Source organism: Paracidovorax wautersii (genome assembly GCF_900113035.1).
Classification (GTDB): Bacteria; Pseudomonadota; Gammaproteobacteria; order Burkholderiales; family Burkholderiaceae_C; genus Paracidovorax; species Paracidovorax wautersii.
Genome location: NZ_FONX01000004.1, coordinates 81,861 through 108,114, shown reverse-complemented (window position 1 = coordinate 108,114; position 26,254 = coordinate 81,861). Strand labels below are relative to the sequence as shown.

General features: G+C 67.3%; 25 protein-coding genes. 12 read left to right on the top strand and 13 right to left on the bottom strand.

Annotated elements, in window-relative coordinates:
• The first annotated feature begins 16 nt into the window (after positions 1-16).
• Both BM070_RS07475 and BM070_RS07470 read left to right on the top strand, forming a co-directional pair.
• Entirely contained in the window at positions 17-412 is a 396-nt protein-coding gene (locus tag BM070_RS07475) for a nuclear transport factor 2 family protein (RefSeq protein WP_092939042.1), read from the top strand.
• Complete coding sequence (locus tag BM070_RS07470) at positions 409-1,341, top strand: EamA family transporter (RefSeq protein WP_092939041.1); 933 nt, start codon at positions 409-411, stop codon at positions 1,339-1,341. The genes BM070_RS07475 and BM070_RS07470 overlap by 4 nt, the downstream gene beginning before the upstream one ends.
• A gap of 146 nt (positions 1,342-1,487) precedes the next feature.
• Here BM070_RS07470 and BM070_RS07465 read toward each other — a convergent pair whose 3' ends face one another.
• The 8 genes from BM070_RS07465 to BM070_RS07430 all read right to left on the bottom strand — a co-directional run bounded on the left by BM070_RS07465 (position 1,488) and on the right by BM070_RS07430 (position 11,927).
• Positions 1,488-2,663: an acetyl-CoA C-acyltransferase gene (locus tag BM070_RS07465; RefSeq protein ID WP_092939040.1), complete on the bottom strand. Its 1,176-nt coding sequence runs from the start codon at positions 2,661-2,663 to the stop codon at positions 1,488-1,490.
• Between the two features lie 38 nt (positions 2,664-2,701).
• Positions 2,702-4,801, bottom strand: a complete 2,100-nt coding sequence (locus tag BM070_RS07460; RefSeq protein WP_092939039.1) for a 3-hydroxyacyl-CoA dehydrogenase NAD-binding domain-containing protein — start codon at positions 4,799-4,801, stop codon at positions 2,702-2,704.
• Positions 4,802-4,976: 175 nt separating this feature from the next.
• A complete protein-coding gene (locus BM070_RS07455; RefSeq protein ID WP_092939038.1) occupies positions 4,977-5,672 on the bottom strand; it encodes an ABC transporter ATP-binding protein in 696 nt (231 codons plus the stop codon).
• A gap of 2 nt (positions 5,673-5,674) precedes the next feature.
• Positions 5,675-6,514, bottom strand: coding sequence for an ABC transporter ATP-binding protein (locus tag BM070_RS07450; protein ID WP_245785140.1), 840 nt, complete (start codon positions 6,512-6,514; stop codon positions 5,675-5,677).
• Positions 6,515-7,834, bottom strand: a complete 1,320-nt coding sequence (locus tag BM070_RS07445) for a branched-chain amino acid ABC transporter permease (protein WP_092939037.1) — start codon at positions 7,832-7,834, stop codon at positions 6,515-6,517. It lies immediately after the preceding gene.
• A gap of 5 nt (positions 7,835-7,839) precedes the next feature.
• Positions 7,840-8,793 (bottom strand): branched-chain amino acid ABC transporter permease, encoded by a 954-nt coding sequence (locus BM070_RS07440; protein WP_092939036.1) that lies wholly within the window; start codon positions 8,791-8,793, stop codon positions 7,840-7,842.
• A gap of 139 nt (positions 8,794-8,932) precedes the next feature.
• Positions 8,933-10,168 (bottom strand): branched-chain amino acid ABC transporter substrate-binding protein, encoded by a 1,236-nt coding sequence (locus tag BM070_RS07435; protein WP_092939035.1) that lies wholly within the window; start codon positions 10,166-10,168, stop codon positions 8,933-8,935.
• Positions 10,169-10,283: 115 nt separating this feature from the next.
• Entirely contained in the window at positions 10,284-11,927 is a 1,644-nt protein-coding gene (locus tag BM070_RS07430) for a 3-(methylthio)propionyl-CoA ligase (protein WP_092939034.1), read from the bottom strand.
• Between the two features lie 199 nt (positions 11,928-12,126).
• Here BM070_RS07430 and BM070_RS07425 point away from each other — a divergent pair, with 199 nt between their 5' ends.
• The 5 genes from BM070_RS07425 to BM070_RS07405 all read left to right on the top strand — a co-directional run bounded on the left by BM070_RS07425 (position 12,127) and on the right by BM070_RS07405 (position 15,820).
• Positions 12,127-13,629, top strand: a complete 1,503-nt coding sequence (locus BM070_RS07425) for a protein adenylyltransferase SelO (RefSeq protein WP_092939033.1) — start codon at positions 12,127-12,129, stop codon at positions 13,627-13,629.
• Positions 13,626-14,039 carry a peptide-methionine (R)-S-oxide reductase MsrB gene (gene msrB / locus BM070_RS07420; RefSeq protein WP_092939032.1) on the top strand — a complete coding sequence of 138 codons (414 nt, stop codon included), beginning with the start codon at positions 13,626-13,628 and terminating at the stop codon, positions 14,037-14,039. The genes BM070_RS07425 and msrB overlap by 4 nt, the downstream gene beginning before the upstream one ends.
• A 73-nt stretch (positions 14,040-14,112) precedes the next feature.
• Complete coding sequence (locus BM070_RS07415; protein WP_092939031.1) at positions 14,113-14,688, top strand: septation protein A; 576 nt, start codon at positions 14,113-14,115, stop codon at positions 14,686-14,688.
• Positions 14,685-14,972 (top strand): BolA family protein, encoded by a 288-nt coding sequence (locus BM070_RS07410; RefSeq protein WP_092939030.1) that lies wholly within the window; start codon positions 14,685-14,687, stop codon positions 14,970-14,972. The genes BM070_RS07415 and BM070_RS07410 overlap by 4 nt, the downstream gene beginning before the upstream one ends.
• A 62-nt stretch (positions 14,973-15,034) precedes the next feature.
• Positions 15,035-15,820 (top strand): foldase protein PrsA, encoded by a 786-nt coding sequence (locus BM070_RS07405; protein ID WP_092939029.1) that lies wholly within the window; start codon positions 15,035-15,037, stop codon positions 15,818-15,820.
• Positions 15,821-16,066: 246 nt separating this feature from the next.
• Here BM070_RS07405 and BM070_RS07400 read toward each other — a convergent pair whose 3' ends face one another.
• From BM070_RS07400 to BM070_RS07385, 4 genes are all read right to left on the bottom strand, one after another.
• Positions 16,067-17,194 (bottom strand): branched-chain amino acid ABC transporter substrate-binding protein, encoded by a 1,128-nt coding sequence (locus BM070_RS07400; RefSeq protein ID WP_092939028.1) that lies wholly within the window; start codon positions 17,192-17,194, stop codon positions 16,067-16,069.
• A gap of 136 nt (positions 17,195-17,330) precedes the next feature.
• Complete coding sequence (locus BM070_RS07395; protein WP_092939027.1) at positions 17,331-17,810, bottom strand: hypothetical protein; 480 nt, start codon at positions 17,808-17,810, stop codon at positions 17,331-17,333.
• A gap of 2 nt (positions 17,811-17,812) precedes the next feature.
• The gene (locus tag BM070_RS07390) at positions 17,813-18,247 is read right to left on the bottom strand and encodes a DNA polymerase III subunit chi (RefSeq protein WP_092939026.1); all 435 of its coding nucleotides are present in this window, start codon (positions 18,245-18,247) and stop codon (positions 17,813-17,815) included.
• 38 nt (positions 18,248-18,285) lie between these two features.
• Positions 18,286-19,854, bottom strand: coding sequence for a leucyl aminopeptidase (locus BM070_RS07385; protein WP_092939025.1), 1,569 nt, complete (start codon positions 19,852-19,854; stop codon positions 18,286-18,288).
• A 23-nt stretch (positions 19,855-19,877) separates the two neighbouring features.
• Between BM070_RS07385 and lptF the strand changes: the two genes are divergently transcribed.
• From lptF to BM070_RS07360, 5 genes are read left to right on the top strand one after another with little or no spacing between them, the layout of a single operon-like run.
• Positions 19,878-20,972, top strand: coding sequence for an LPS export ABC transporter permease LptF (gene lptF / locus BM070_RS07380; protein WP_092939024.1), 1,095 nt, complete (start codon positions 19,878-19,880; stop codon positions 20,970-20,972).
• On the top strand, positions 20,969-22,093 hold the full coding sequence (gene lptG / locus BM070_RS07375) for an LPS export ABC transporter permease LptG (protein WP_092939023.1): 1,125 nt from the start codon (positions 20,969-20,971) through the stop codon (positions 22,091-22,093). Before lptF ends, lptG begins: the two co-directional genes overlap by 4 nt.
• Positions 22,094-22,110: 17 nt before the next feature.
• Complete coding sequence (locus tag BM070_RS07370; RefSeq protein ID WP_092939234.1) at positions 22,111-22,530, top strand: sirohydrochlorin chelatase; 420 nt, start codon at positions 22,111-22,113, stop codon at positions 22,528-22,530.
• A gap of 43 nt (positions 22,531-22,573) precedes the next feature.
• Entirely contained in the window at positions 22,574-23,515 is a 942-nt protein-coding gene (locus BM070_RS07365; RefSeq protein WP_092939022.1) for a CysB family HTH-type transcriptional regulator, read from the top strand.
• 48 nt (positions 23,516-23,563) lie between these two features.
• Positions 23,564-24,739, top strand: coding sequence for a pyridoxal phosphate-dependent aminotransferase (locus BM070_RS07360; protein WP_092939021.1), 1,176 nt, complete (start codon positions 23,564-23,566; stop codon positions 24,737-24,739).
• Positions 24,740-24,754: 15 nt separating this feature from the next.
• On the opposite strand, the gene rng is transcribed toward BM070_RS07360, so the two are convergent.
• Positions 24,755-26,242 carry a ribonuclease G gene (gene rng / locus BM070_RS07355; protein WP_092939020.1) on the bottom strand — a complete coding sequence of 496 codons (1,488 nt, stop codon included), beginning with the start codon at positions 26,240-26,242 and terminating at the stop codon, positions 24,755-24,757.
• Positions 26,243-26,254 lie beyond the last annotated feature (12 nt).

The following is a 26,254-nucleotide window of genomic DNA, read 5'->3' as shown; positions in this document are numbered from 1 at the left end:
CGGAATGCCTCACGCCATGACTACCGCCACCGACTCCAGCACGCTGCTTGCGCTACTGCACCGCTTCTCCGACGCCTGGAACCGCCATGACCTGGAGGCGCTGATGGATTGCATGGACGCGGATTGCGAATTCCATGCCGTGGCCGGGCCCGAAGTGCTGGGCCGCAGCTTCATCGGCCGCGAGGCCGTGCGCGAGGGCTTCGCGCTGTCCTGGACAACCTGCCCCGATGCCGCCTGGCGAGGGGCCGATCACTTCGTCTGCGGAGAGCGCGGCGTGAGCGAAACCACTTTCAGCGGCACGCGCGCAGCGGACGGCAAGCGCATCGAGGCGCGCATGGTGGACGTATTCACCTTCCGCAACGGCCGGATCGCCGTGAAGAACGCTTACCGCAAAGACCGGCCCGCGCAATGAACCCCGGCTGGAAACGCGCCGACATCGCCGCCGCGCTGGCCGTGGTGCTGATCTGGGGGCTGAACTTCGTCGCCATGAAGCTGTCGCTGCGCGAGTTCACGCCCATGCAGCTGGGTGCTTTGCGCTACCTGTTCGCCGCCCTGCCCATGGTGCTGCTGGTGAGGCGGCCGGCGCTGGCCTGGCGCTGGGTCGTGCTGTATGGGCTGGTCCAGGGAGTGGGGCAATTCGGCTTGCTGTTCCTGGCGTTGAAGCTGGGCATGACGGCAGCACTGGCTTCGGTGCTGATGCAGACGCAGGTGTTCTTCACCGCGCTGCTGGGCCTGGGCCTGCTGAGCGAGAAGCCGACGCGGGCACTGATGGGCGGGCTGGTGTTCGCCGGGGCAGGACTGCTGTGCTTCGGCATGAACTTCACCGCCGCGGGCGGTGCCGCCGGCGTGACGGCCATCGGTTTCGTGCTGACGCTGGGCGCGGCGGCCATGTGGGGCGGCACCAATATCCTGGCGCGGCATCTGCAGCGCATCCAGCCCGGCTACGACCCGTTTCAGTTCGTCGTCTGGTCCAGCCTGACGCCCATCCTGCCCTTTGCGGCCTTGAGCTGGCTGACCGATCCTGTGCAGGCGGGCCCGCATTGGACGCAAGCTTCCTGGCAGGCCTGGGCGGGCGCTGCCTACCTGGGCTGGTTCGCCACGGTGGGGGCCTATGGACTGTGGACTTGGCTGCTCAAGCGCCACCCTGCCAACCAGGTCGCGCCCTTTGGCCTGGGCGTGCCCGTGGTCGGGCTGCTGGCAGGCATGTGGCTGCTGAACGAGGGCCTCTCGCCCTGGCAGATGGCGGGCATCGCCTGCATCGGGCTGGCGCTGGCCTACGTGATGTTCTCGGAACGGTTCATGCCTCCGATACGAACGGAATGGAAGCTGCACAGCCGATGACAGCAGCGCCGCGCTCCCTGAACCCATTCGCCACCAGGGCTTATTCCACAAGGGTTTGACGCTTCATTTTTCATAGCAAAAAAAAAAGCAGACGCCCCGCGCAGGCCATATGGCCTGCGCGGGGCGTCTGCTTTGCGGGGGGCGCCTTACAGCACCTCGAAGATGCCCGCAGCGCCCATGCCGCCGCCGATGCACATCGTGACGCACACGCGCTTGGCGCCGCGGCGCTTGCCTTCGATCAGGGCATGGCCCGTCAGGCGCTGGCCGCTCACGCCGTAGGGGTGGCCCAGGGCGATGGCGCCGCCGTTGACGTTCAGGCGGTCGGCCGGAATGCCGAGCTTGTCGCGGCAGTAGAGCACCTGCACGGCGAAGGCCTCGTTCAGTTCCCAGAGGTCGATGTCCTGCACCGAGAGGCCCAGTTTCTTGAGCACCTTGGGCACGGCGAAGACGGGGCCGATGCCCATCTCGTCGGGTTCGCAGCCGGCCACGGCGAAGCCCAGGAAGCGGCCCAGGGGCTTGAGGCCATGCTTGCCGGCGTAGGCTTCGCTGACCACCACGCAGGCGCCCGCGCCGTCGCTGAACTGGCTGGCGTTGCCGGCCGAGACCAGGCCGCCCGGCAGGGCGGAACGCAGGCCGCGGATGGCCTCCACCGTCGTGCCTTCGCGCGTGCCTTCATCCTTGGAGACGGTGACCTGCTTGGTGATGAGGCCCAGCGTCTTGTCGGCGATGCCGGCGGTGACGGTGATGGGCGCGATCTCGGCGTCGAACAGGCCGGCGGCCTGCGCGGCGCAGGCCTTTTGCTGGCTGGCTGCGCCGTATTCGTCCATGGCCTCGCGGCCGATGCCGTAGCGCTTGGCGACCTGCTCGGCCGTCTGCAGCATGCTCCAGTAGATCTCGGGCTTCTGCTTTTCCAGCGCCAGGTCGCGGATCATGTGCAGGTTCATTTCCTGCTGCACGCAGGAGATGCTTTCGACGCCGCCGGCCACATACACATCGCCCTCGCCCGCGATGATGCGTTGCGCGGCGGTGGCGATGGTCTGCAGGCCCGAGGAGCAGAAGCGGTTGATGGTCATGCCCGAGGTGGTGACGGGCAGGCCGGCCTTGATCGCGATCTGGCGGGCGATGTTGCTGCCGGTGGCGCCTTCGGGCGTGGCGCAGCCCATGAGGACGTCATCGACGTCTGCGCCATCGATGCCGGCGCGCTGCACGGCGTGCTGCACGGCGTGGCCGCCCAGCGTGGCGCCGTGGGTCATGTTGAATGAGCCCTTCCAGCTCTTGGCGAGCGGCGTGCGGGCGGTGGAGACGATCACTGCGGAGGTCATGTGCGGAATTCCTTGTTCTGTCGGCGGGGGGCGGTCGCTCAGGCGAAGGCCTTGCCTTCGGCGGCCAGGCGCGAGAGCAGCGGCGCGGGTTCCCACGCGGAGGCGTCGTCCAGCGGGTTCTTCGCGAAGCGCTTCATGGCCTGCTCGACGTTGAAGAGGCCCAGCTCGCTCGCGTAGTGCATGGGGCCGCCGCGGTGGATCGGGAAGCCATAGCCGGTCAGATAGACCATGTCGATGTCGCCGGACTTGCTAGCGATGCCCTCTTCCAGGATCTTCGCGCCCTCGTTGACCAGCGAGAACACCAGGCGCTGCACGATCTCCTCGTCGCTGATCTTGCGCGGGGTCACGCCCAGTTCCTTGCGGTGGTCTTCGACCATCTTGTTGACCAGCTCGCTCGGGATGGCGTCGCGCTTGCCGGGGGCGTAGTCGTACCAGCCCGCGCCGGTCTTCTGGCCGAAGCGGCCCAGCTCGCAGAGCTTGTCGGCCGTGCGGCTGTACTTCATGTCCGGGCGCTCGACGGCGCGGCGCTTGCGGATCGCCCAGCCGATGTCGTTGCCCGCCAGGTCGCCCATGCGGAACGGGCCCATGGCGAAGCCGAACTTCTCGATGGCGCGGTCCACCTGCTGGGGCGTGGCGCCTTCGTCGAGCAGGAAGCCGGCCTGCTGGCTGTAGCGCTCGATCATGCGGTTGCCGATGAAGCCGTCGCACACGCCCGAGACCACGGCCGTCTTCCTGATCTTCTTGGCGATGGACATCACGGTGGCCAGCACGTCCTTGGCCGTGGCCTTGCCGCGCACCACTTCGAGCAGGCGCATCACGTTGGCCGGGCTGAAGAAGTGCATGCCCACCACGTCCTGCGGGCGCTGGGTGAAGGCGGCGATCTGGTCCACGTCGAGCGTGGAGGTGTTGGAGGCCAGGATGGCGCCCGGCTTGGCCACGGCGTCGAGCTGCTTGAACACGGCTTCCTTGACGCCCATTTCCTCGAACACGGCCTCGATGATCAGGTCCGCGTCCTTCAGGTCGCCGTAGCTCAGCGTGGTCTTGAGCAGGCCCATGCGCTGCTGGTACTTGTCTTCCTTGAGCTTGCCCTTCTTGACCTGGGCTTCGTAGTTCTTCTTGATGGTGGCGACGCCGCGGTCCAGCGCCTCCTGCTTGGTTTCCAGGATCGTGACCGGAATGCCCGCGTTCAGGAAGTTCATGGCGATGCCGCCGCCCATGGTGCCGGCGCCGATCACGCCCACCGTCTTCACGGCGCGCTGGGGCGTGTCGGAGGGCACGTCCGGAATCTTGCTGGCCGCGCGCTCGGAGAAGAAGATGTGGCGCAGCGCCCGCGACTCGGGCGTCCACATCAGGTTGATGAAGATCTCGCGCTCATAGGCCATGCCGTCGGCGAACTTGCGCTTGGTGGCGGCCTCCACCGCATCCACGCATTTGGCGGGCGCCGGCAGGTTCTTGGCCATGCCTTTGACCATGTTGCGCGCGAACTGGAAGTAGGCATCGCCTTGGGGGTGCTTGCAGGGCAGGTTGCGCACCAGCGGCAGCGGGCGCGCATCGGCCACGCTGCGGGCGAAGGCCAGCGCCTCTTCGGCCAGCGATTCGGCCGAGGCGGCCATCTTGTCGAACAGTTTCTGGCCGGGGAAGGAGCCGATCAGCTCGCTCTTGACCGGCTCGCCGCTCACGATGATGTTCAGCGCCGCCTCGACGCCCAGCACGCGCGGCAGGCGCTGCGTGCCGCCCGCGCCGGGCACGAGACCCAGCTTCACCTCGGGCAGGGCCACGTTGCAGCCGGGCGCGGCGATGCGGTAGTGGCAGCCCAGTGCCAGTTCCAGCCCGCCGCCCATGCAGACGGTGTGGATGGCGGCGACCACGGGCTTGTCGGAGGCTTCCACCGTGCTGATGACGGACAGCAGGTTGGGCTCCTGCAGCGCCTTGTCGGTGCCGAACTCCTTGATGTCGGCGCCGCCCGAGAAGGCCCCGCCAGCGCCGGTGATGACGATGGCCTTCACGGCCGCATCGGCATTGGCACGCTCGATCCCGTCGGTGATGCCCTTGCGGGTGGCATGGCCCAGGCCGTTGACCGGCGGGTTGTTCAGCGTGATCACGGCGATGTCGCCGTGGACTTCGTAGGCAGCAGTCATGCTCTGTGGTTCCTCGGAAGTGAAATGAAGATGGGAGCAGCGGCGCAGGGCCGTCAAATCGAACGATCGTGCTTTTTCATTCTAGGGGCGGCGGATGCAGGTTCCAAGACAGTTCTGTCCCAAACCGGACAGGCGGCGCGGGCACCCCGCCGGGGCACCCGCCCGTCCAGGCGAGTTAGACCTCCAGCCACTCCTTGCGCACGCCGGCATCGGCGCGCAGCGCATCGGGCGTGCCGTCGAACACCACGCTGCCGTGGCCCATGACCAGCGCCCGGTCGGAAATCGTCATGGCGATGGTGAGCTTCTGTTCGATGAGCAGCACCGACACGCCCCGCGCCTTGATGGCCGTGAGGTACTGGGCCACCAGCTCCACGATCTTGGGCGCCAGGCCCTCGGTGGGCTCGTCGATGATGATGAGTTCCGGGTCGCCCATGAGCGTGCGGCAGAGCGTGAGCATCTGCTGCTCGCCGCCCGACATCACGCCCGCCTCGGTGTGCTGGCGCTCCTTCAGGCGCGGGAACATCTCGTACATGTCGTCGAAGCTCCAGCGGCTGCCCCGGCCCTTGCCCTTCTGGCCCAGCAGCAGGTTCTGGTGCACGGTGAGATGGGGGAACACGTCGCGGCTCTCGGGCACGTAGCCCAGGCCCAGGTGGGCGATCTCGTAGGCCTTCTTGCCGGCGAGCGGCTGGCCCTTCCATTCGAGCGTGCCCTGCCAGTCCACCAGGCCCATGATGGCCTTGGCGGTGGTGGAGCGGCCCGATCCGTTGCGCCCCAGCAGGGCCACGATCTCGCCGGGCCGCACGTCGAAGGAAACGCCGTGCAGCACATGGCTCTTGCCGTAGTAGGCGTGCAGGTTATCGATGTGAAGCATGTCTAGTGCCCTCCTTCCTGCTGCGCCGCGATGACCGAGCCCAGGTAGGCCTCCTGCACGCGCGCATTGGCGCGCACGGCCTCGGGCTCGTCGAAGGCGATCACCTCGCCATAGACCACCACGGCGATCTTGTCGGCCAGGCCGAAGACCACGCCCATGTCGTGCTCCACGGTCAGCAGGGTGCGGCCCACGGTCACTTCCTTGATGAGGTGGATGAAGCGCGTGGTCTCGCTCTTGCTCATGCCGGCCGTGGGCTCGTCCAGCAGGATCACGCTGGCGCCGCCGGCGATGGTGATGCCGATCTCCAGCGCCCGCTGTTCGGCATAGGTCAGGTTCATGGCCAGCGTGTCGCGTTTGCCGTCCAGCTGGATCATCTGCATGAGCTGCTCGGCGCGCTCGTTGGCGTCGTGCAGGCCCGATAGAAAGCGCAGGAAGCTGTAGCGGTAGCCCAGGCTCCACAGCACGCCACAGCGCAGGTTCTCGAACACGCTGAGCTTGGGGAAGATGTTGGTGATCTGGAAGCTGCGCGACAGGCCCAGCCGGTTGATCTCATAGGGCGCCTTGCCGTCGATGCGCTGGCCGTGCAGCAGCACCTCGCCGCTGCTGGGCCCGAAGCGCCCGCTGATGAGGTTGAACAGCGTGGACTTGCCCGCGCCGTTGGGCCCGATGATGGCCACGCGCTCGCCCGGCGCCACGGCCAGGTTCGCGCCGCGGATGATCTCGGTCTTGCCGAAGCGCTTGCGCACGTCGCGCAGCTCCAGCGCCGGCGTCTGAGTGTTGCCGGCAGCGCCAGTCTGGCTGCCCTGCGGATGTGCATTGCTGCTGCTGAGGTTCACGTTCATTCAGGCGCCCTCCCCGCGCTGCATGCGATGCTCGATGGCTTCCTGGATGGCTTCCCAGCGGCGCCTGAAGTCCCGGCGCCGCCACTCGAAAAGGCCCACGCCCACCGCGAAGAGCACGGCCGCGCCGATCCAGCTGGCCGGCGCGCGCGCATCCAGCGTCGTACCCATGAAGGGCAGCTGCGGGCCCAGCGCCGCGTTGAGCTGCAGGTGGTAGGTCATCTCCACCATCGCCGCGAAGCCCAGCACCGCGAGCAGCGCCGTGGCCGTGAGCGCCAGATACGAGGGCAGCAGCCCGCGCAGCTTGCCGAAGCGCGCCAGGCGCACGTTCATCATGATCAGGCTGGCGATGCCGCCGGGCGCATACATCACCATGAAGAGGAAGACCAAGCCCAAATAGAGCAGCCAGGCCTTGGAAAGCTCCGACAGCAGCACCGAGGCGAACACCAGCAGCACCGCGCCGATGATGGGCCCGAAGAAAAAGGTGGCGCCGCCCAGGAAGGTGAAGAGCAGGTAGCCGCCCGAGCGCATCACGCTCACGCTGTCGGCGGCGGTGACGATCTCGAAATTGATCGCCGCCAGCCCCCCGCCCACGCCCGCGAAGAAGCCCGCGATGATGAAGGCGAAGTAGCGCACGCGCTGCGTGTTGTAGCCGATGAACTCCACGCGCTCGGGGTTGTCGCGCACCGCGTTCAGCATGCGCCCCAGCGGCGTGCCGGTGAAGGCGAACATCAGCGCGGTGCAGATGAAGCAGTACGCGGCGATCAGGTAATAGACCTGCAGCGCGGGCCCGAAGCTGATGCCGAAGAAGGGCTTGCCATAGACCCGGTCGGTGGTGATGCCGCCCTCGCCGCCGAAGAAGCCCGGGAACATCAGCGCCATCGACGCCACCAGCTCGCCGATGCCCAGCGTGATCATGGCGAAGGTGGTGCCCGACTTGCGCGTGGTGACGAAGCCCAGCAGCGCCGCGAAGAACAGGCCCGCCAGCCCCCCAACCACCGGGATCAGCACCAGCGGAATGGGCAGCGTGCCCTGCCCCGCCAGGTTCATGGCGTGGATGGCGATGAACGAGCCCAGCCCGGTATAGACCGCGTGGCCGAAGCTCAGCATGCCGCCCTGCCCCAGCAGGATGTTGTAGGAAAGGCAGATGATGATCAGATAGCCGATCTGCGAGAGCATGGTGAGCGCCAGGCTGCTCGTGAACACCCAGGGCGCGGCGACGAGCGCCAGCGCGAAGGCGCCCCAGACGATGATGCGGCCCGGGCTGAGCCGCCCCGCGCGATGGCGGCCCGCGGCGGAGGGAGAAAGCGGTGCTTGGTTCATGGGTTTCAGTCCTCGCGGGTGCCGAGCAGGCCCTTGGGCCGGAAGATCAGCATCAGCACCAGCAGCAGGTACGGAAGGATCGGCGCGATCTGCGAGATGGTGAGCTTGAGCACCGGCCAGCCGAAGGTCTGCTCGGTGATCTGCACGCCGAAGCGCGCGAAGGCATGCACCAGCGAATAGTCCAGCGCCACCGCGAAGGTCTGCACCAGCCCGATCAGCAGCGAGGCGAGGAAGGCCCCGGCGAGGGAGCCCATGCCGCCCACCACGACCACCACGAAGATGATGGAGCCCACCGACGCGGCCATGGCCGGCTCGGTGATGTAGGTGTTGCCGCCGATCACGCCCGCCAGCCCCGCCAGCGCGCAGCCACCGCCGAAGACCAGCATGAACACGCGCGGCACGTTGTGGCCCAGCGCCTGGACCATCTCGGGGTGCTTGAGCGCAGCCTGGATCACCAGCCCGATGCGCGTGCGCGTGAGCAGCAGCCAGACGGACAGCAGCATCAGCACCGCCACCAGCATGACGAAGGAGCGCGACTTGGGGAACTGCGTGCCGTAGAGCGTGAAGAGCGGCCCCTGCAACTGGCTGGGCAGCGCATAGGGAACGGTGGAACGGCCCCAGACCAGCTGCACCAGCTCCAGGATCAGGTAGGAGAGGCCGAAGGTCACCAGCAGCTCGGGCACGTGGCCGAACTGGTGGACGCGGCGCAGCGCGAAGCGCTCGAACGCCGCGCCCATGGCGCCGATCAGCAGCGGCGTGACGATGAGCGCGGGCCAGAAGCCGATCACGCCCGAGATCGTGTAGGCGAAGTAGGCGCCCAGCATGTAGAAGCTGGTGTGGGCGAAATTGAGCACGCCCATCATGCTGAAGATCAGGGTCAGGCCCGAGCTCAGCATGAACAGCAGCAGCCCGTAGCTGACGCCGTTCAGCAGGGAGATCACAAAAAATTCAAGACTCATCGGAGTGCTTCGCTTCGGCGGGCAGGGTGGACCTCGCGGCGCGGCCAGGCAGGCCGGCGCCGAGTGGTTCACCCGATGCCTGGGGGTGGAAAAAACCCGGGAGCGGCCCGGGCCCGCGAGGGCGCTGGCGGCCAGCGGCTCAGGACGGCCGCTTCATCTGGCACGAGGTGGGCGTGCTCGCCACATAGGGCTCGTAGTATTTCACCGGAACGAAGGTGTAGCCGGTGTTTTCGGCGTCATAGGGATACTTGCCACCGGCCTTTTCCCAGCGCGAGACGAAGAGGCCCTGCTGCAGCTGGTGGTCGGTCTTGCGCATCTCGACCTCGCCGTTGAAGCTGTTGAACTTCATGCCCTCCATCGCGGCAGCCACCTTCACCGGGTCGGTGGACTTGGCCTTGACGAAGCCGGCGTCGAGGATGGCGAAGGCGTGATAGACGGCCCCGGTGTACATGTCGTCGTTGAACTTGGCCTTGAAGTCCTTGACGATGCGGCCGATGTCGCCGGGCAGGTTCAGGTGGTTGTACGAGGTCATGTACACCCGCCCTGCCGCCGCCGAGCCCATGGCCGTGGGGCTGCCGGTCACGCCGCCGTAGTAGGTGTAGAAGTTGACGTTGTTCAGGCCCGAATCGTTGGCGGCCTTGATCAGCAGGGCCAGGTCCGAGCCCCAGTTGCCGGTGATGACCGTGTCGGCGCCCGACTGCTTGATCTTGGCGATGTAGGGCGAGAAGTCGCGCACCTGCGCCAGCGGGTGCAGGTCGTCGCCCACGATCTGGATGTCGGGGCGCTTCCTCGCCAGGTTCTCCTTGGCGTACTTGGAGACCTGCTGGCCGTGCGAATAGTTCTGGTTGATGAGATAGACCTTCTTGATCTCGGGCTTGTCCTTGATGAAGGTGGTCATGGCTTCCATCTTCATCGACGTGTCGGCATCGAGCCGGAAGTGCCAGTAGCTGCACTTGCTGTTGGTGAGGTCAGGGTCCACCGCCGCGTAGTTGAGGAACACCACCTCCTTGCCCGGGTTGCGCGCGTTGTACTTCTCCAGCGCGTCGATGATGGCCAGCGCCGGGCCCGAGCCGTTGCCCTGCACCACGTAGCGCGCGCCCTGGTCCATGGCCGAGCGCAGGGCGCTGGTGGTCTCCTGCGGGCTGAGCTTGTTGTCGATGCCGATGATCTCGAACTTCACGCCCGAGGCGTTCTTCTTGTTGAACTCCTCGGCCAGGAACTGGAAGCTCTTGAGCTGGTTGGTGCCGACAGCCGCCATCAGGCCCGACAGGGGGTCCAGCCAGGCGATCTTGACGGTGTCGCCCTTCTGGGCGAATGCGCCGCCAGCGCTTGCCAGCAGGACCGATGCTGCTACTGCCTTGATAGCGAAACCCATGTCTGTCTCCTGAGGTGTTGTCGATGCGGCCCAGCGTATCGGCTTGCCCCCGGAGACGTTTGAGGGAATGCCCGTAGCCACTATCGCGCAAGCGACTACGGGCGGCCGCGAGCGGTCAGAGACCGGGCAGGCGGTAGCCCGCCAGCTGCTCGCGCAGCCGGGTCTTGAGCATCTTGCCGGTAGCGCCGATCGGGATCGCCTCCACGAACACCACGTCGTCCGGGATCTGCCACTTGGCGGCCTTGCCTTCGTAGAACTTCAGCAGCTCCTCGCGCGTCACCTCGGCCCCGGGCTTGCGCACCACGGCCACGATGGGACGCTCGTCCCACTTCGGGTGCGGCATGCCCACGCAGGCCGCCATGGCCACGCCCGGGTGGGCCATGGCGACGTTCTCGATGTCGATGGAGCTGATCCACTCGCCGCCGGACTTGATCACGTCCTTGCTGCGGTCGGTGATCTGCATGAAGCCGTCCGCATCGATGGTGGCCACGTCGCCGGTCGGGAACCAGCCGATGCCGTGCTCGTCGGGTACCAGCGGGTCGCCGCCCTCGCCCTTGAAGTAGCTCGCGACGATCCACGGGCCCTTGACCAGCAGGTCGCCGTAGGTCTTGCCGTCCCAGGGCAGCTCGCGGCCCGCGCCATCGACGATCTTCATGTCCACGCCGTAGATGGCGCGGCCCTGCTTGCCCAGCACCTTCATCTGCGCGTCCTTGGGCCAGTCGATCTGCTTGCGCTTGAGCGTGGTCAGCGTGCCCAGCGGGCTCATCTCGGTCATGCCCCAGGCATGCAGCACGCGAACGCCGTAGTCGTCCTGGAAGGTCTGGATCATGGCCGGCGGGCAGGCCGCGCCGCCGATCACCGTGCGCTGGAGCGTCGAAAAACGCAGCCCGGACGACTTGACGTGGCCCAGCAGCATCTGCCAGACCGTGGGCACGCCCGCGGCGAAGGTGACGCCCTCGGCCTCCATCAGTTCATAGACCGACTTGCCGTCGAGCGCCGGGCCCGGGAACACCAGCTTGCAGCCCGTGAGCGGCGCGGAATACGGAATGCCCCAGGCATTGACGTGGAACATGGGCACGACAGGCAGCACCGCATCGCGTGCCGACAGGCACATCACGTCGGGCAGGGCCGCCGCATAGGCGTGCAGCGTGCTGGAGCGGTGGCTGTAGAGCGCGGCCTTGGGGTTGCCCGTGGTGCCGCTCGTGTAGCACATGCCGCAGGCGGTGTTCTCGTCGAAGCGCGGCCAGGCGTAGTCGGGCGAGGCACCGGCGATCAGTGCCTCGTAGCTCATCAGGCCGGGCACGCCGCTGCCTTCGGGCAGCCGGTCGGCATCGCAGAGCGCCACCCAGTGGCGCACGGTGGGGCAGCGCGCATGCACGGCCTGCACCAGCGGCAGGAAGCTGAGGTCGAAGCACAGCACCTGGTCTTCGGCATGGTTGACGATCCAGGCGATCTGGTCGGGGTGCAGGCGCGGGTTGATGGTGTGCAGCACCCGTTCGGAGCCGCTCACGCCGTAATACATCTCCAGGTGCCGGTAGCCGTTCCAGGCCAGGCTGGCCACGCGGTCGCCGGCCTGCAGGCCCAGGCCGTCCAGCGCATTGGCCAGGCGCTTGGCGCGGGCCGACAGGTCGCGGTAGGTGTAGCGATGGATGTCGCCCTCGACGCGGCGCGAAACGATCTCCGCGTCGCCATGGTGGCGCTCGGCGAATTCGATCAGCGACGACACCAGCAGCGGTTGGTTCTGCATCAGGCCCAGCATGTATGTGCTCCTTTATAGGTATGGATTTCCGGTGAAAAGCCATCCTATCGCCTGGGGCCCGGCCGCCGAGGCAGGACTATCCCGTGCATCACCCCGCGGGGCCCCGCGCTGTCGCGCAGCGGACAGGCCCCGGCGCGCCGCCGCCGCGCCCCAAGTCCCTTGCACCAGCGGGAGATCGGCCCTGCGAGACAATCGGCGCATGTCCTCCCCCCTGCCTTCGGGCGACGCATCCGCAAGCTCTCCCCTCGTCTGGCGCAATGGTTTCGCCGCGCTCGGGCCGGCCTTCTTCACCGAACTTCAGCCCACGCCGCTGCCAGCCCCCCACGCCATCGCCGTCAGCGCTAGCGCCGCCGGCTGGCTGGGCGTTGCACACGCCTGGCTGGCCTCGGACGAAGCCGTGCAGGCCTTCAGCGGCAACGCGGTGCTGCCCGGCATGCAGCCGATGGCATCGGTCTATAGCGGCCACCAGTTCGGCGTCTGGGCCGGGCAGCTGGGCGATGGGCGCGCCATCCTGCTGGGCGAGACCGAAGGCGGCATCGAAGTGCAGCTCAAGGGCGCGGGCCGCACGCCCTATTCCCGCATGGGCGACGGCCGGGCCGTGCTGCGCTCGTCGATCCGCGAGTTCCTGTGCAGCGAGGCCATGCACGCCCTGGGCGTGCCCACCACCCGCGCGCTCTGCCTCACCGGCTCGCCCGCGCCCATCTATCGCGAAGAGGTGGAAACCGCCGCTGTCGTGACGCGCCTCGCGCCCAGCTTCATCCGCTTCGGGCATTTCGAGCACTTCGCAGCGCGTGGGCAGACCGAAGAGCTGCGCCAGCTGGCCGACTACGTCATCGACCGCTACTACCCCGGCTGCCGCAGCACCACGGCCTTCGGCGGCAACGCCTATGCCGCGCTGCTGCAGGCGGTGAGCGAACGCACGGCGGCGCTGCTCGCTCACTGGCAGGCCGTGGGCTTCTGCCACGGGGTGATGAACACCGACAACATGAGCATCCTGGGGCTCACCATCGACTACGGCCCGTTCCAGTTCCTCGACGCCTTCGACCCCGGCCACATCTGCAACCACAGCGACAGCCAGGGCCGCTACGCCTTCGGCGGGCAGCCCAACGTGGCCTACTGGAACCTCTACTGCCTGGCCCAGGCGCTCATGCCGCTGATCGGCGAGACGGAACACGCCCAGGCCGCGCTGGAGTCGTACAAGGACGTCTTTCCCGCCGAATTCGTCGCCCGCATGCGCGCCAAGCTCGGCCTGCCGCAGCCCGCGGCGGGCGACGCCCAGGCTTCTGACGTCGCGCTGATCGAAGCGCTGCTGCAGCTGCTGGCCGCCGGCAAGGTGGATTACCCGATCTTCTGGCGCCGCCTCTCGCACGCACGCGCCTCGGGCGACTACGAGCCCGTGCGCGACCTGTTCCTCGACCGCGCCGGCTGGGACGCCTGGCTGCTCACCTATCAGGAGCACACGGCGCAGACGGACCCTGCGCGGGCGGCTGTTGCAATGCTCCAGGCCAACCCCAAGTTCGTATTGCGCAACCATCTGGGCGAAGAAGCCATCCGCGCCGCCAAGGCGGGCGACTTTTCCGTGTTGCACACCTTGCAGGCGCTGCTTGAGCGGCCCTTCGACGAACACGCAGAACAGGACGCCCACTGGGCCGACTTCCCGCCCGCATGGGCCTCCACCATCGAGATCAGCTGCTCATCATGACCTTCCCCATCGAGAAATCCGGCGCCGAATGGCAGGCCCTGCTGAAAGACAAAGGCGCCGAGCCCGCCGCTTACCAAGTCACCCGCCACGCCGCCACCGAACGCCCCTTCACTGGCAAGTACGAGGCCTACTGGGCCGATGGCAGCTACCACTGCATCTGCTGCGGCGCCAAGCTGTTCGACTCGGACACCAAGTTCGACGCGGGCTGCGGCTGGCCCAGCTTTTCGCAGGCCGTGCCCGGCGCCATCAAGGAAGTGGTGGACCGCAGCCATGGCATGGTCCGCACCGAAACCGTGTGCGCGCAGTGCGGGGCGCACCTGGGACACGTCTTCGAAGACGGCCCGGCCCCCACAGGTTTGCGATACTGCATGAATTCCGCGTCGCTCGACTTCGAGCCGCCGGCACGCTGAACGCCACCCTCCGCCCGCTCCGGGCGGAGAGGCCCCAGCGGCGCCGGCCCGCACGCTCCATGCCCCTCGCTTCATGAAACTGCTGATCGACTTCTTCCCCATCATCCTGTTCTTCGTGGCCTTCAAGGTCTGGGGAATCTACGTGGCCACGGGCGTGACCATCGCCGCCACCGTGGCGCAGATCGCCTACCTGCGCATCAAGCACGGCAAGGTCGAGCCCATGCAGTGGGTGAGCCTCGGGGTGATCGTCGTCTTCGGCGGCGCCACGCTGCTCGCGCACAACGACACATTCATCAAGTGGAAGCCCACGGTGCTCTACTGGCTGATGGCCGCAGCGCTGGTGCTGGGCCAGCTCCTCTTCCGCAAGAACCTGATCCGCTCGGTGATGGGCAGCCAGATGCAGCTGCCCGACCCGGTGTGGCGCACGCTGCAGTGGAGCTGGGCGGGCTTCTTCTCGGTGATGGGCCTCATCAATCTCTGGGTCGCCTACCACTTCGACACCGACACCTGGGTCAACTTCAAGCTCTTCGGCGGCATGGGCCTGATGGTCGTGTTCGTCGTGCTGCAGGCGCTCTATATCAGCCGCTTCCTCAAGGAAGGCGCGGCCGATGAGGCGGGCACGCCGGCGACCAAGGATGCCCAGCCATGAGCGGTACCGAGGAGAGGCTCCAGTACCCCGTCACCGCCGAGGCCATGCAGCGCCGCCTGGCGGAAATGCTCACCCCCACGCACCTCGAAGTGCTGGACGAAAGCGCCGACCATGCGGGCCATGTGGGGGCCAACGGCACGGGCTTCGGCACCCACTTCAGGGTACGCATTGCGTCACCGTTCTTTACGGGTCGTACACGGGTGGCACGGCATCGCCTTGTGTATGATGCGCTGCAGGTTTTTATTGACAACGGCGCACATGCCATTGCCATAGAAACCCTCTGACCAGCCCCTCGCAGGGCACGCAGCAGCAGGTGCTGCAATCACTTCCTTTTTTTGGAAATCGAATGAAGAAAAAGCTCTTGTCCGGCCTCGTCGCCGCAGCTCTGCTGGGCACGGTGGTTCTGCCGGTCTCCGCGCAAAACATCGCCATCGTGAATGGCAAGGCCGTTCCCAAGGAACGCGCCGAAGCGCTGAAACAGCAAGTGGAACGCTCGGGCCGCCCCATCACTCCCGACATCGAAAACCAGATCAAGGAAGAAGTGATCGCGCGCGAAATCTTCATGCAGGAAGCGCAAAAGCGCGGCCTGGAAGGTTCGGCCGACTACAAGGCGCAAATGGAACTGGCCCGCCAGGCCATCCTGATCCGCGAACTCTTCGCCGACTACCAGAAGAACAACCCGGTCACCGACGCCGAGATCAAGGCTGAATACGACAAGTACGTCGCGGCCAACACCGGCAAGGAATACAAGGCCAGCCACATCCTGGTGGACAAGGAAGACGAGGCCAAGGCCATCATCGCCGCCATCAAGAAGGGCGCCAAGTTCTCCGATCTGGCCAAGAAGCAATCCAAGGACCCCGGCTCCGCAGCCCGCGGTGGCGACCTGGACTGGGCCAACGCCAGCACCTACGTGCCTGAATTCACCGAAGCCCTGGTCAAGCTGAACAAGGGCCAGATGACGCAAGTGCCGGTCAAGAGCCAGTTCGGCTGGCACGTGATCCGCCTGGACGACGTGCGCGATGCACAGCTGCCCAAGCTGGACGACGTGAAGCCCCAGATCGCACAGCAGCTGCAACAGCAGAAGCTGGCCAAGTTCCAGGAAGACTTGCGCGCCAAGGCCAAGGTCGAGTGATTCCGACATTCGCGCAGCCCCTCTCGTGAAAGAGAGGCTGGCGCCGAAGAAGAAAAACGGCCACTGGCCGTTTTTTTTCGCCTGCGTGCAGGCCCCGCCGTCGGCTTCGCCTCGGCCCGACGCTCCGCTGCGCAGGCACCATGGAAAAAGCCGGGAGGATCTTTGCGATCCCCCCGGCTTTCGTTCATCACCCGCAAGGTGCAGCGGCCTGGGCCGGCCCCTTGCAGGCTATGGCTGCGTGCGCGCTCAGTTCAGAGGCGTCTTCTTGCCGTCCTTGTACACGTACAGGGTGATGGCGGGGTTCTTCAGTTCGCCGTTGGGTTCGAAGGCGATGTTGGCGGTCACGCCCTTGTAGTTGGACTTGGCCAGCTCGGGGATATAGACCTTCGGATCCCACGAACCTGCACGCTTCATGGCATCGACCAGCAGCATGGTGGCGTCATAGGTGTAGGGGCTGTACACTTGGAACTGGCCAGGGTACTTGGCGTCGTACTTGGCCTTCCAGGCCGTGCCGCCAGGCATCTTGGCCAGCGATGCACCGCCTTCGGCGCAGACCACGTTGGACAGCGTCTTGGCGCCGGCCGCCAGCTTGGCGATCTCGGACGTGCAGATGCCGTCGCCGCCGAAGTACTTGACGTTGGTCATGCCCAGCTGTTCCATCTGGCGCAGCATCGGGCCGGCCTGGGGATCCATGCCGCCGAAGAAGATGCCATCGGGGTTCTTGGCCTTGATGGCCGTCAGGATGGCCATGAAGTCGGTGGCCTTGTCGGTCGTGAACTGTTCGTCCACGATCTTGATGCCCTTCTCGGCAGCGACCTTCTTGAACACGGTGGCAACGCCCTGGCCGTAGGCCGTGCGGTCGTCGATGATGGCCACGGACTTGAGCTTCAGCGTGTCGGCCGCGTAGGCTGCCAGGCCAGCGCCCAGGGCGTTGTCGTTGGCGATGATGCGGAAGGTGGTCTTGTAGCCCGGCTTGGTCAGGTTGGGGTTGGTGGCCGCGCCCGTCACGTGGGGAATGCCGCAGTCGTTGTAGACCTTGGAAGCGGGGATGGTGGTGCCCGAGTTCAGGTGGCCCACCACGCCGGCGACCTTGGCGTCGCACAGCTTCTGTGCGGCAGCGGTACCTTGCTTCGGATCGGCGGCATCGTCTTCCGCCTGGAGTTCAAACTTGACCTTCTTGCCGCCGATGCTGACGCCTTGGGCATTCAGCTCTTCGATCGCCATGCGGGCGCCGTTTTCGTTGTCTTTGCCGTAATGCGCTTGCGCACCAGAAACCGGGCCCACGTGGCCGATCTTCACCACTTCTTGGGCGGTGGCCATGCCAGCCACCGCTGCGATCGCTGCGAGGACGGTCAGTTTCAACTTCAATTGCATAGGGATCTCCAGTAAAGGTAAACGCTGAGAAATATTGTTGTGTCTCAACGCGGGGAAACATATCGCAATTTACGGGCCAGAACACTAGGGAACACGCGGAACAGCTCTGGAATTCACAGGGATAAACCCTGCCAACTCACAATGGGGTCGCGCGGCCGGGCGCCAGTTCGTCGGCCACCGCTTCATAGACCGCGTGGCGCACCACCGACTCGACCTCTTCGCGCAGCCGGGGCACCAGGGAGCGCGTCTGCTCCTGCACCACGGTGGCGATGGCCTCGCGCAGGCGCTGGTCGAGCACCACATCCACACGCTGCATGACGCGGTGGACGATGTATTCCTCGATCCCTTCGGGCAAGGCGGACGGAGAAGGCTGCGCGGCAGGCGCTGAGGGCTGCGGATGGGGTGCAGGCACCGCCGGCACGGCAGGCCAGCTGGCAGGCGTTGCGGGCGCCGGAGGCACCGAAGGCCAGCCGGAAGTTGGAAGCGGCGGAGGGGCCACCGCCGGCGGCTCGGCCGCTGGCTGCGCCTCGCTCGCCACGTCGTCGATCTGCACCACCTCGGTGAGCGTGGGCACAAATCTGGGGGGCTGCCCAGCGGGAGAATTTGGCGCTGCCATGGTCAGCCGCCCTTGAGCACCAAATCGTGGCGGACGATGGCGTAGCCCCGCGCGGCGTAGTGCCGCCAGCGCTCGCGCGCGGCCTGGCGGTCGGCCTCGTCCTGGCTGCTCACGACCTCGATCAGCTTGCCGAAGCGGCTGAAGGCCGCGGGCACGCCGGCGCCCAGATTGAGCAGCACTTCGCTGTGCGGCGCGCTGCCCGCATCAGGCACCAAGATCACGGGCGAGACCTTGCACATCTCCTCGTCCGCATCGCCACGGCAGTGGGCCACGAAGTCGGTGGACGCCATGGCCCAGAGCATGCGGTCGAGCTGATCGAGCTGGTCCTGCGGCCCGGTGATGGCGAGCCGCACGTCGGCCCGGGAGACCTTGCGCGCGAACCGGCAGGCGTAGGCCAGCTTGTCCGGCGCATTGAAATGGAATGCGATCTCGGTCATCGCCGCGGCTGGTGGTGGGGCATGGACCTGCAGGCGCCTCAGGCGGCCGAGCGCACCGTCTTGGCACGCACCGGCTTGGCGGCCTTGGCAGCGGGCGCTGGCGTGGATGCGTCTGCGGCACGGCGGCGCGCAGCAGCCGGCGCAGCACCTGCGGCACCTGCAGCAGCGCCGCGAGCGACGTCCAGCAGGTAGTGCACCAGCAGGCCCACCGGGCGGCCCGTGCCGCCCTTGGCCGCACCGCTCTTCCAGGCCGTGCCGGCGATGTCCAGATGCGCCCAGGGCGTGTCGCCCACGAAGCGCTGCAGGAACTTGGCCGCGGTAATGGAGCCACCGGCGCGCCCGCCCACGTTGCCCATGTCGGCGAAGTTGCTCTTCAGGCCTTCGGCGTATTCGTCGTCCAGCGGCATGCGCCAGCAGGGGTCGAGCGCGGCCTCGCCGGCGGCCTGCAGCTTGGCGGCAAGCGCGTCGTCGGTGGCGAAGAGGCCGCTGCGCAGGTTGCCCAGCGCGATCACGCAGGCGCCCGTCAGCGTGGCGATGTCCACCAGGGCCTGGGGCTTGAAGCGGGCCGCGTAGGTCAGCGCGTCGCACAGCACCAGACGGCCTTCGGCGTCGGTGTTGAGCACCTCGACCGTCAGGCCGTTCATGGTGGTGACCACGTCGCCGGGCTTGACGGCGCGGCCGTCAGGCATGTTCTCGCAGGCGGGGATCAGCCCCAGGACGTTGATGGCGGGCTTGAGCTCGGCCAGGGCGCGGAAGGTGCCCAGCACGCTGGCGGCGCCGCCCATGTCGAACTTCATCTCGTCCATCTCCGCCGCCGGCTTGATGGAGATGCCGCCGGTGTCGAAGGTGATGCCCTTGCCCACCAGCACCACGGGCGGCACGCTCTTGGCGGCGCCGTTGTAGTGCAGCTCGATGAAGCGCAGCGGCTCTTCGGAGCCGCGCGCCACGGCCATGAAGGAGCCCATGCCCAGGCGCGCCACCTCGGCAGGGCCGTGCACCTTGCACTGGATGTTCGGCGCCTTGGCCAGCGTCTTGGCGGCGTTGGCGAGCAGCGTGGGGGTGGCGTGGTTGGCGGGACGGTTGGCCCATTCGCGGGCGAACTCGACGCCGGCGGCCACACCCGTGCCCCGGGCGAAGCCTTCGCGCACGGCAGCGGCGTCAGGCACGCCCACCGTCACGCGGGCCAGGGCCGGCGCTTCGGCCTTGGACTTGGTGGCGGTATAGACATAGCTGCCATCGGCCACGGCCAGCACGGCGGCGCAGACCGCATCGGGGCCGATAGCACCGGCGAAGACCAGCGCAGCACGCTTGATCTGCGGCCCCTTGAGCGCCGATGCGCAGGCCAGCAGGGCCTGGCGCACCGCCTTGGCGCTGCCGTTGCCGGCACCGGCCAGCACCAGCCGGCGGGAGGCCACGGCGGGCGCGTTGTAGAGCGACAGGCTCTTGCCCGGCTTGGCCTCCAGGTCGCCCTGTTTGAGGGCATGGGCCACCAGCGTGGACAGCGCGTCGGCCGCGGGCTTGAAGCCCTCGGGCACCAGCACGATCAGCAGGTCGCACTTCTCGGCGGCAGCGGTGGACAGCGGCAGGGTCTTCAGATCGAAGTTCATAATCGGCGTTTTCCTTCGAGCCAATGTTATTCGATTCATCCATCCGCAAGGAGCTGGCGCGCAGCTTCGGGGCCACGCTGGTGGTGCTGATCACCGTGGTCATGACGATGATGCTGATCCGCACGCTGGGCCAGGCCGCCCGCGGCAGCGTGAGCCCATCGGACGTGATGCTGGTGATGGGCTTCACCGTGCTGGGGCAGCTATCCACCATCCTCACGCTGAGCCTGTTCATCGCCACCGTGAGCACGCTCTCGCGCATGTACCGCGACAGCGAGATGGTGATCTGGTTCGCCAGCGGGCGCGGGCTCATGAGCCTGCTCGGGCCGCTGCTGCGCTTCGCCTGGCCGGTGATGCTGGCCGTCGCCGCGCTGGCGCTGGCGATCTGGCCCTGGGCCAACCGCCAGGTGGTGGAGCTGCGCACGCAGTACGAGCAGCGCAGCGACATCGACCGCATCGCCCCCGGTGAATTCCAGGAGTCGGCCAACGGCACGCGCGTCTTCTTCATCGACAAGGCCACGTCGGACGCCGGCGAGGCCAGCAACGTGTTCGTCGCTACCACCGAGAAGGACCGCGAGACGGTCACCTCCGCGCGCAGCGCGCGGCTCGAAGTGCGCAAGGGCGAACGCATGGTCATCCTGAGCGACGGCCAGCGGCTGGAAACCACGCTGGACAAGCCCGGCATCAAGGTGAGCGACTTCGTCGAGTACGGCATGCGCATCGGTTCTTCCTCGTCCAGCGGCTCGGATGAAGCCGCCGTGAAGACGCAGGACACGCTGGCCCTGCTGCGCGACCCCACGCCCAACGACCTGGCGGAACTGGGCTGGCGCATGGGCCTGGCGTTCGCGGCGCTCAACTTCGTCGTGCTGGGCCTGGCGATCGCCGTGGTCAACCCGCGCGCCGGCCGCAGCGGCAGCATGATGTTCGCCCTCTTCTCCTTCATCGTCTACTACAACCTCATGACCGTGGGCCAGAGCTGGGTGGCGGCCGGGCGCATGGGCCTCTGGCCCTTCATGCTGATGCTGCACGGCGGGGCGCTGGCCTTCGCGCTGGCGCTGCTGACCTGGCGCCACAACCACTGGTCGCTGCGCACGCTGCTGGGCGCACGGAATACCGCATGAAGACCATCCGCCGCCTCATCTACCGCGAGGCCATCACCGGCGTCGCCTTCGTCACGCTGGCCTTCCTGGCGCTCTTCTTCTTCTTCGACATGGTGGACGAGCTGCGCTGGGTGGGCCGCGCGGGCGATGCCGGCTACACGCTGTCGTACGCGCTGCTCTACGTGGCGCTGAGCCTGCCTGCGCACCTCTACGAGCTGCTGCCCATCACCGTGCTGATCGGCACCATCTTCGTGATGGCGCGGCTGGCGCAGAGCTCCGAATTCACCATCATGCGCACCAGCGGCCTGGGGCCCTGGCGTGCGCTGCGCACGCTGCTGGTGCTGGGCTGCGGCTTCGCCATCCTGACCTTCGCGGTGGGCGACTACCTGGCGCCGCTCAGCGACAAGGCCTCGCAGCTGGTCAAGGCGCGGCGCACCGGGCAGATCAGCTCCGGCGCCACGGGCGCATGGCTCAAGGAACGGCAGGGCGACCATTCGGTGGCCGTCAACGTGCGCGCGCTCGACACGAACGGCCACATGCGCAACGTGCGGGTGTACGAATTCGACGGGCGGGGCCGCGTCGTCTCCACGCTGCAGGCCGAGCGCGGCGAATTCGCGCCCGACGGCAATGGCTGGGAACTCGAAGGCGTGCACCGCAACATCTTCCACCAAGGCGGCGACGGCAGCCCGGGCAGCAGCGCAGCGCACGTGGAACGCTTCGCGGAAGCCCAGTACCGCTGGCCCACGCACATCAGCACCGACATGGTGGCCGCCTCCCTGCTCAAGCCCGACAAGATGGCGACCATCGACCTCTTCCAGTACATCCGCCATCTGGAATCCAACGGCCAGTCCGCCCAGCGCTACGAGATCGAGTTCTGGCGCAAGGTCTTCTATCCGCTGAGCTGCCTGGTGATGGTCGTGCTGTCGCTGCCCTTCGCCTACCTGCACTTCCGCTCGGGCGGCATCGCCACCTATGTGTTCGGCGGCGTGATGGCCGGCATCAGCTTCTTCCTGCTCAACAACGTGTTCGGCTATGCGGGCAACCTGCGCAACTGGTCGCCCTGGCTCACCGCCGCGGCGCCGGGGCTGATCTATACCGTGCTGTCGCTGGGCGCCTTCGGGTGGCTGGTGCTCAGGCGATGACACACCACAACGACTCCATGCCCTCTTCCTCCCACGAACACGACGGCGTCGTGCTGTTCGCCCACGGCTCCCGCGACCCGCTCTGGAGCAAGCCGATGGAGGCCGTCGCCGCGCGCATCGCGGCCGACCGGCCTGACCTCGCCGTGCAGTGCGCCTACCTCGAACTCAGCGAGCCCGACCTGCCCCAGGTGGTGCGCGGCATGGCGGCCGGCGGCGTCGGCCGCATCACCATCGTGCCCATGTTCCTCGGCACCGGCCGGCATGCGCGCGAGGATCTGCCGCTGCTGGTGCAGGAGCTGCGCACCGAACACCCCACGCTGGACCTACACGTGCAGCAGGCCATCGGCGAGGACGAGCGCATGACGGCCCTCATGGCGCAGATCGCCTGCGCGCCATTCGACACCAAAGAGGAACTGCATAAGGGTCTCGACACTTAGACGATTGCAGCATAATGATGCGACTTTTTAGCCGCCATCAGACATGAACCTGCACCAGTTCCGCTTCGTCCAGGAAGCCGCCCGCCGCAACCTGAACCTGACCGAAGCCGCCAAGGCGCTGCACACCTCGCAGCCCGGCGTCTCCAAGGCCATCATCGAACTGGAAGACGAGCTGGGCGTGGACATCTTCGCGCGCCACGGCAAGCGGCTCAAGCGCATCACCGAGCCCGGCCAGCACGTGCTGAAAAGCATCGAGCTCATCATGCGCGAGGTGGGCAACCTGAAGCGCATCGGCGAGCAGTTCAGCGCGCAGGACAGCGGCACGCTGAGCATCGCCACCACCCACACGCAGGCGCGCTACGTGCTGCCGCTGCCGGTGGCCAAGCTGCGCGAGGCCTACCCCAAGGTCAACATCAGCCTGCACCAGGCCACGCCGCACGAGGTGGCGCGCATGGTGATCGACGAGGTGGCAGAGATCGGCATGGCGACCGAATCCCTCGCCGACTACCCCGACCTGGTCACCCTGCCCTGCTACGAGTGGCAGCACGTGCTGGTCATGCCCACGGCGCACCCGCTGGCGCAGAAGGACCGCATCGGCCTGGACGACATCGCGCACGAATCGCTGGTCACCTACCACCCCTCGTTCACCGGCCGCGGCAAGATCGACCAGGCCTTCGCCGCCCGCAAGCTGCAGCCGCGCATCGTGCTGGAGGCCATCGACTCCGACGTCATCAAGACCTATGTGCGCCTGGGCCTGGGCGTGGGCATCGTGGCCGAGATGGCCATGCGCGACGACCCGCTGGGCGACCTGGTGGTGCGCCCGCTGGGCCACCTCTTTGGCCAGAGCGTGGCGCGCGTGGCCTTCAAGCGCGGCGCCTACCTGCGCAACTTCGTCTTCAAGTTCGCCGAACTGCTGAGCGACCGGCTGAACCGCGAACTCATCTCGCGCGCCATGACCGGGCACGTGAACGACTACGAACTCTGACGCCCCAGTCCCCCGTATTTCCCGCCCCGCCCCACCGCCTTCCGCCGCATGAACTCCGCCGCACCGCTCTCGCCCCGCACGCCCGCCGTCCCCAGCAAGCTGCCCCAGGTGGGCACCACCATCTTCACCGTGATGTCGGCGCTGGCGGCCGAGCACGGCGCGGTGAACCTGGGACAGGGCTTCCCCGATTTCGCCTGCGACCCGGCCCTGGTCGATGCCGTGACCCGCGCCATGCAGGCCGGCCACAACCAGTACCCGCCCATGACCGGCGTGCCGGCGCTGCGGCAGGCCGTGGCGCGCAAGATCGAGGCGCTGCACGGCCGCGCCTACGACGCGAATACCGAGATCACCATCACCGCTGGCGCCACGCAGGCCATCCTCACCGCCATCCTCGCCACGGTGCGGCCGGGCGACGAGGTGATCGTGCTGGAGCCCTGCTACGACAGCTATGTGCCCAACATCGAGCTGGCCGGCGGCACCGTGGTGCGCGTGCCGCTGGTGCCCGGCAGCTTCCGCCCGGACTTCGCGGCCATCGGCGCGGCCATCACGCCGCGCACGCGCGCGATCATCGTCAACACGCCGCACAACCCCAGCGCCACCGTGTGGACGGAGCAGGACATGCTGGCGCTGCAGGAGCTGCTGGCGCCCACCGACGTGCTGCTCATCAGCGACGAGGTCTATGAACACATGGTGTTCGACGGCGCCCAGCACCAGAGCGCGGCGCGCTTTCCGGGCCTGGCGGCGCGCGCCTTCATCGTCTCCAGCTTCGGCAAGACCTTCCACGTGACGGGCTGGAAAGTCGGCACGGTGGCCGCGCCCGCGCCGCTCACGGCGGAATTCCGCAAGGTGCACCAGTTCAACGTGTTCACCGTCAACACGCCCATGCAGCACGGCCTCGCGGCCTATCTGGAAGACCCCGCGCCCTACCTGCAGCTGCCGGCCTTCTACCAGGCCAAGCGCGACCTGTTCCGCCAGGGGCTGGAGGGCTCGCGCCTGAAGCTGCTGCCCAGCACGGGCAGCTACTTCCAGTGCGTGGACATCTCGGCCGTGAGCGACCTGGGCGAGGCCGACTTCTGCCAGTGGCTGACGCGCGAGATCGGCGTGGCGGCGATCCCGCTCTCGGCCTTCTACGGCGACGGCTTCGACCAGCGCGTGGTGCGCTTTTGCTTCGCCAAACGGGACGCGACGCTGCGCGAGGCGATCGCGCGGCTCAAGAAGCTCTGAAACGCGCGTTCGGGTTCAGAGCAGCACGATGTCGTACTGCTCCTGCGCCATGGCGCTTTCGGACTGCAGCGAGATCGGCTTGCCGATGAAGTCCGAGAGGCCGGCCAGATGCTGGCTTTCCTCGTCGAGGAACAGCTCCACCACGCGCGGCGAGGCGACCACGCGGAACTCGCGCGGGTTGAACTGCCGGGCCTCGCGCAATATCTCGCGCAGCACGTCGTAGCAGACGCTGCGCGCCGTCTTCACCTGGCCCTTGCCCTGGCAGTGGGCGCAGGGTTCGCAGAGCATGTGGGCCAGCGATTCGCGCGTGCGCTTGCGCGTCATCTCCACCAGGCCCAGTTGCGAGAAGCCGCCCGCCGTGGTCTTGACCCGGTCGCGCCCCAGCTGCTTGCGGAACTCGGCCAGCACGGCGGTCTGGTGGTCTTCGCGCACCATGTCGATGAAGTCCACGATGATGATGCCGCCCAGGTTGCGCAGCCGCAGCTGGCGGGCGATGGCGCCGGCCGCCTCCAGGTTGGTGCGGAAGATGGTGTCGTCGAAGTTGCGGGCGCCCACGTAGCCGCCGGTGTTCACGTCCACCGTGGTCAGCGCCTCGGTCTGGTCCACGATGAGGTAGCCGCCCGATTTCAGATCGACCCGCCGACCCAGGGCCCGGGCGATCTCTTCGTCGATGGCGTAGAGGTCGAAGATCGGCCGCTCGCCCTTGTAGAGCTGCAGCTTGGGCACGGCCGCCGGCATGAATTCGGTGCCGAAGGCGTGCAGCTGCTCGAACTGCTCGCGCGAATCGATGCGGATGCTCGTCGTCTCCTCGCCCACCAGATCCCGCAGCACGCGCTGCAGCAGGCTCAGGTCCTGGTGCAGCAGCGAGCCGGCAGGCAGGCGCAGCCCGGCCTGCTTGATGCGAGCCCAGGTCTTGCGCAGGTAGGCGATGTCTTCGGCCAGCTCGGCGTCGCTCGAATCTTCGCCGTTGGTGCGCAGGATGAAGCCGCCGCCACCGCCAGTGGCCTTGTCGCCCACCAGCGCCTGCAGCCGCGCGCGCAGCGCGTCGCGCTCGGCCACCGGGATCTTCTGCGACACGCCGATGTGGTCATCCTGCGGCAGGAAGACCAGCAGCCGCCCGGCGATGCTGATCTGCGTGGACAGGCGCGCGCCCTTGGTGCCGATGGGGTCCTTGATGACCTGCACCATGATGGACTGGCCCTCGAACACCTGCTTCTCGATGGGCACGGGCGGCTCGCCCTTGCGCGCGAACATGGGCGCCTCGCCGCCCTCCTGGCGGTGCCACACGTCGGCCACGTGCAGGAAGGCCGCACGGTCCAGGCCGATGTCGATGAAGGCCGACTGCATGCCCGGCAGCACCCGCGAGACCTTGCCCAGATAGACGTTGCCCACCAGCCCGCGCTCCAGCGTGCGCTCCACGTGCAGCTCCTGCACGGCGCCGTGCTCCACGACGGCCACGCGGGTTTCCTGGGGCGACCAGTTGATGAGGATGTCTTGTTGCATGGTGTGGGCGGT

Excerpts from the sequence above, each read along its gene's own strand:
- msrB (WP_092939032.1), top strand. The coding sequence starts at position 13,626 with ATGACCTTCCCCATCGAGAAATCCGGCGCCGAATGGCAGGCCCTGCTG.
- BM070_RS07415 (WP_092939031.1), top strand. The coding sequence starts at position 14,113 with ATGAAACTGCTGATCGACTTCTTCCCCATCATCCTGTTCTTCGTGGCC.
- BM070_RS07465 (WP_092939040.1), bottom strand. The coding sequence starts at position 2,663 with ATGACCTCCGCAGTGATCGTCTCCACCGCCCGCACGCCGCTCGCCAAG.
- BM070_RS07445 (WP_092939037.1), bottom strand. The coding sequence starts at position 7,834 with ATGAACCAAGCACCGCTTTCTCCCTCCGCCGCGGGCCGCCATCGCGCG.
- rng (WP_092939020.1), bottom strand. The coding sequence starts at position 26,242 with ATGCAACAAGACATCCTCATCAACTGGTCGCCCCAGGAAACCCGCGTG.
- lptG (WP_092939023.1), top strand. The coding sequence starts at position 20,969 with ATGAAGACCATCCGCCGCCTCATCTACCGCGAGGCCATCACCGGCGTC.
- BM070_RS07365 (WP_092939022.1), top strand. The coding sequence starts at position 22,574 with ATGAACCTGCACCAGTTCCGCTTCGTCCAGGAAGCCGCCCGCCGCAAC.
- BM070_RS07410 (WP_092939030.1), top strand. The coding sequence starts at position 14,685 with ATGAGCGGTACCGAGGAGAGGCTCCAGTACCCCGTCACCGCCGAGGCC.
- BM070_RS07405 (WP_092939029.1), top strand. The coding sequence starts at position 15,035 with ATGAAGAAAAAGCTCTTGTCCGGCCTCGTCGCCGCAGCTCTGCTGGGC.
- BM070_RS07470 (WP_092939041.1), top strand. The coding sequence starts at position 409 with ATGAACCCCGGCTGGAAACGCGCCGACATCGCCGCCGCGCTGGCCGTG.
- lptF (WP_092939024.1), top strand. The coding sequence starts at position 19,878 with ATGTTATTCGATTCATCCATCCGCAAGGAGCTGGCGCGCAGCTTCGGG.
- BM070_RS07360 (WP_092939021.1), top strand. The coding sequence starts at position 23,564 with ATGAACTCCGCCGCACCGCTCTCGCCCCGCACGCCCGCCGTCCCCAGC.
- BM070_RS07430 (WP_092939034.1), bottom strand. The coding sequence starts at position 11,927 with ATGCTGGGCCTGATGCAGAACCAACCGCTGCTGGTGTCGTCGCTGATC.
- BM070_RS07385 (WP_092939025.1), bottom strand. The coding sequence starts at position 19,854 with ATGAACTTCGATCTGAAGACCCTGCCGCTGTCCACCGCTGCCGCCGAG.
- BM070_RS07370 (WP_092939234.1), top strand. The coding sequence starts at position 22,111 with ATGCCCTCTTCCTCCCACGAACACGACGGCGTCGTGCTGTTCGCCCAC.
- BM070_RS07435 (WP_092939035.1), bottom strand. The coding sequence starts at position 10,168 with ATGGGTTTCGCTATCAAGGCAGTAGCAGCATCGGTCCTGCTGGCAAGC.
- BM070_RS07400 (WP_092939028.1), bottom strand. The coding sequence starts at position 17,194 with ATGCAATTGAAGTTGAAACTGACCGTCCTCGCAGCGATCGCAGCGGTG.
- BM070_RS07425 (WP_092939033.1), top strand. The coding sequence starts at position 12,127 with ATGTCCTCCCCCCTGCCTTCGGGCGACGCATCCGCAAGCTCTCCCCTC.
- BM070_RS07450 (WP_245785140.1), bottom strand. The coding sequence starts at position 6,514 with ATGAACGTGAACCTCAGCAGCAGCAATGCACATCCGCAGGGCAGCCAG.
- BM070_RS07460 (WP_092939039.1), bottom strand. The coding sequence starts at position 4,801 with ATGACTGCTGCCTACGAAGTCCACGGCGACATCGCCGTGATCACGCTG.
- BM070_RS07455 (WP_092939038.1), bottom strand. The coding sequence starts at position 5,672 with ATGCTTCACATCGATAACCTGCACGCCTACTACGGCAAGAGCCATGTG.
- BM070_RS07390 (WP_092939026.1), bottom strand. The coding sequence starts at position 18,247 with ATGACCGAGATCGCATTCCATTTCAATGCGCCGGACAAGCTGGCCTAC.
- BM070_RS07440 (WP_092939036.1), bottom strand. The coding sequence starts at position 8,793 with ATGAGTCTTGAATTTTTTGTGATCTCCCTGCTGAACGGCGTCAGCTAC.
- BM070_RS07395 (WP_092939027.1), bottom strand. The coding sequence starts at position 17,810 with ATGGCAGCGCCAAATTCTCCCGCTGGGCAGCCCCCCAGATTTGTGCCC.
- BM070_RS07475 (WP_092939042.1), top strand. The coding sequence starts at position 17 with ATGACTACCGCCACCGACTCCAGCACGCTGCTTGCGCTACTGCACCGC.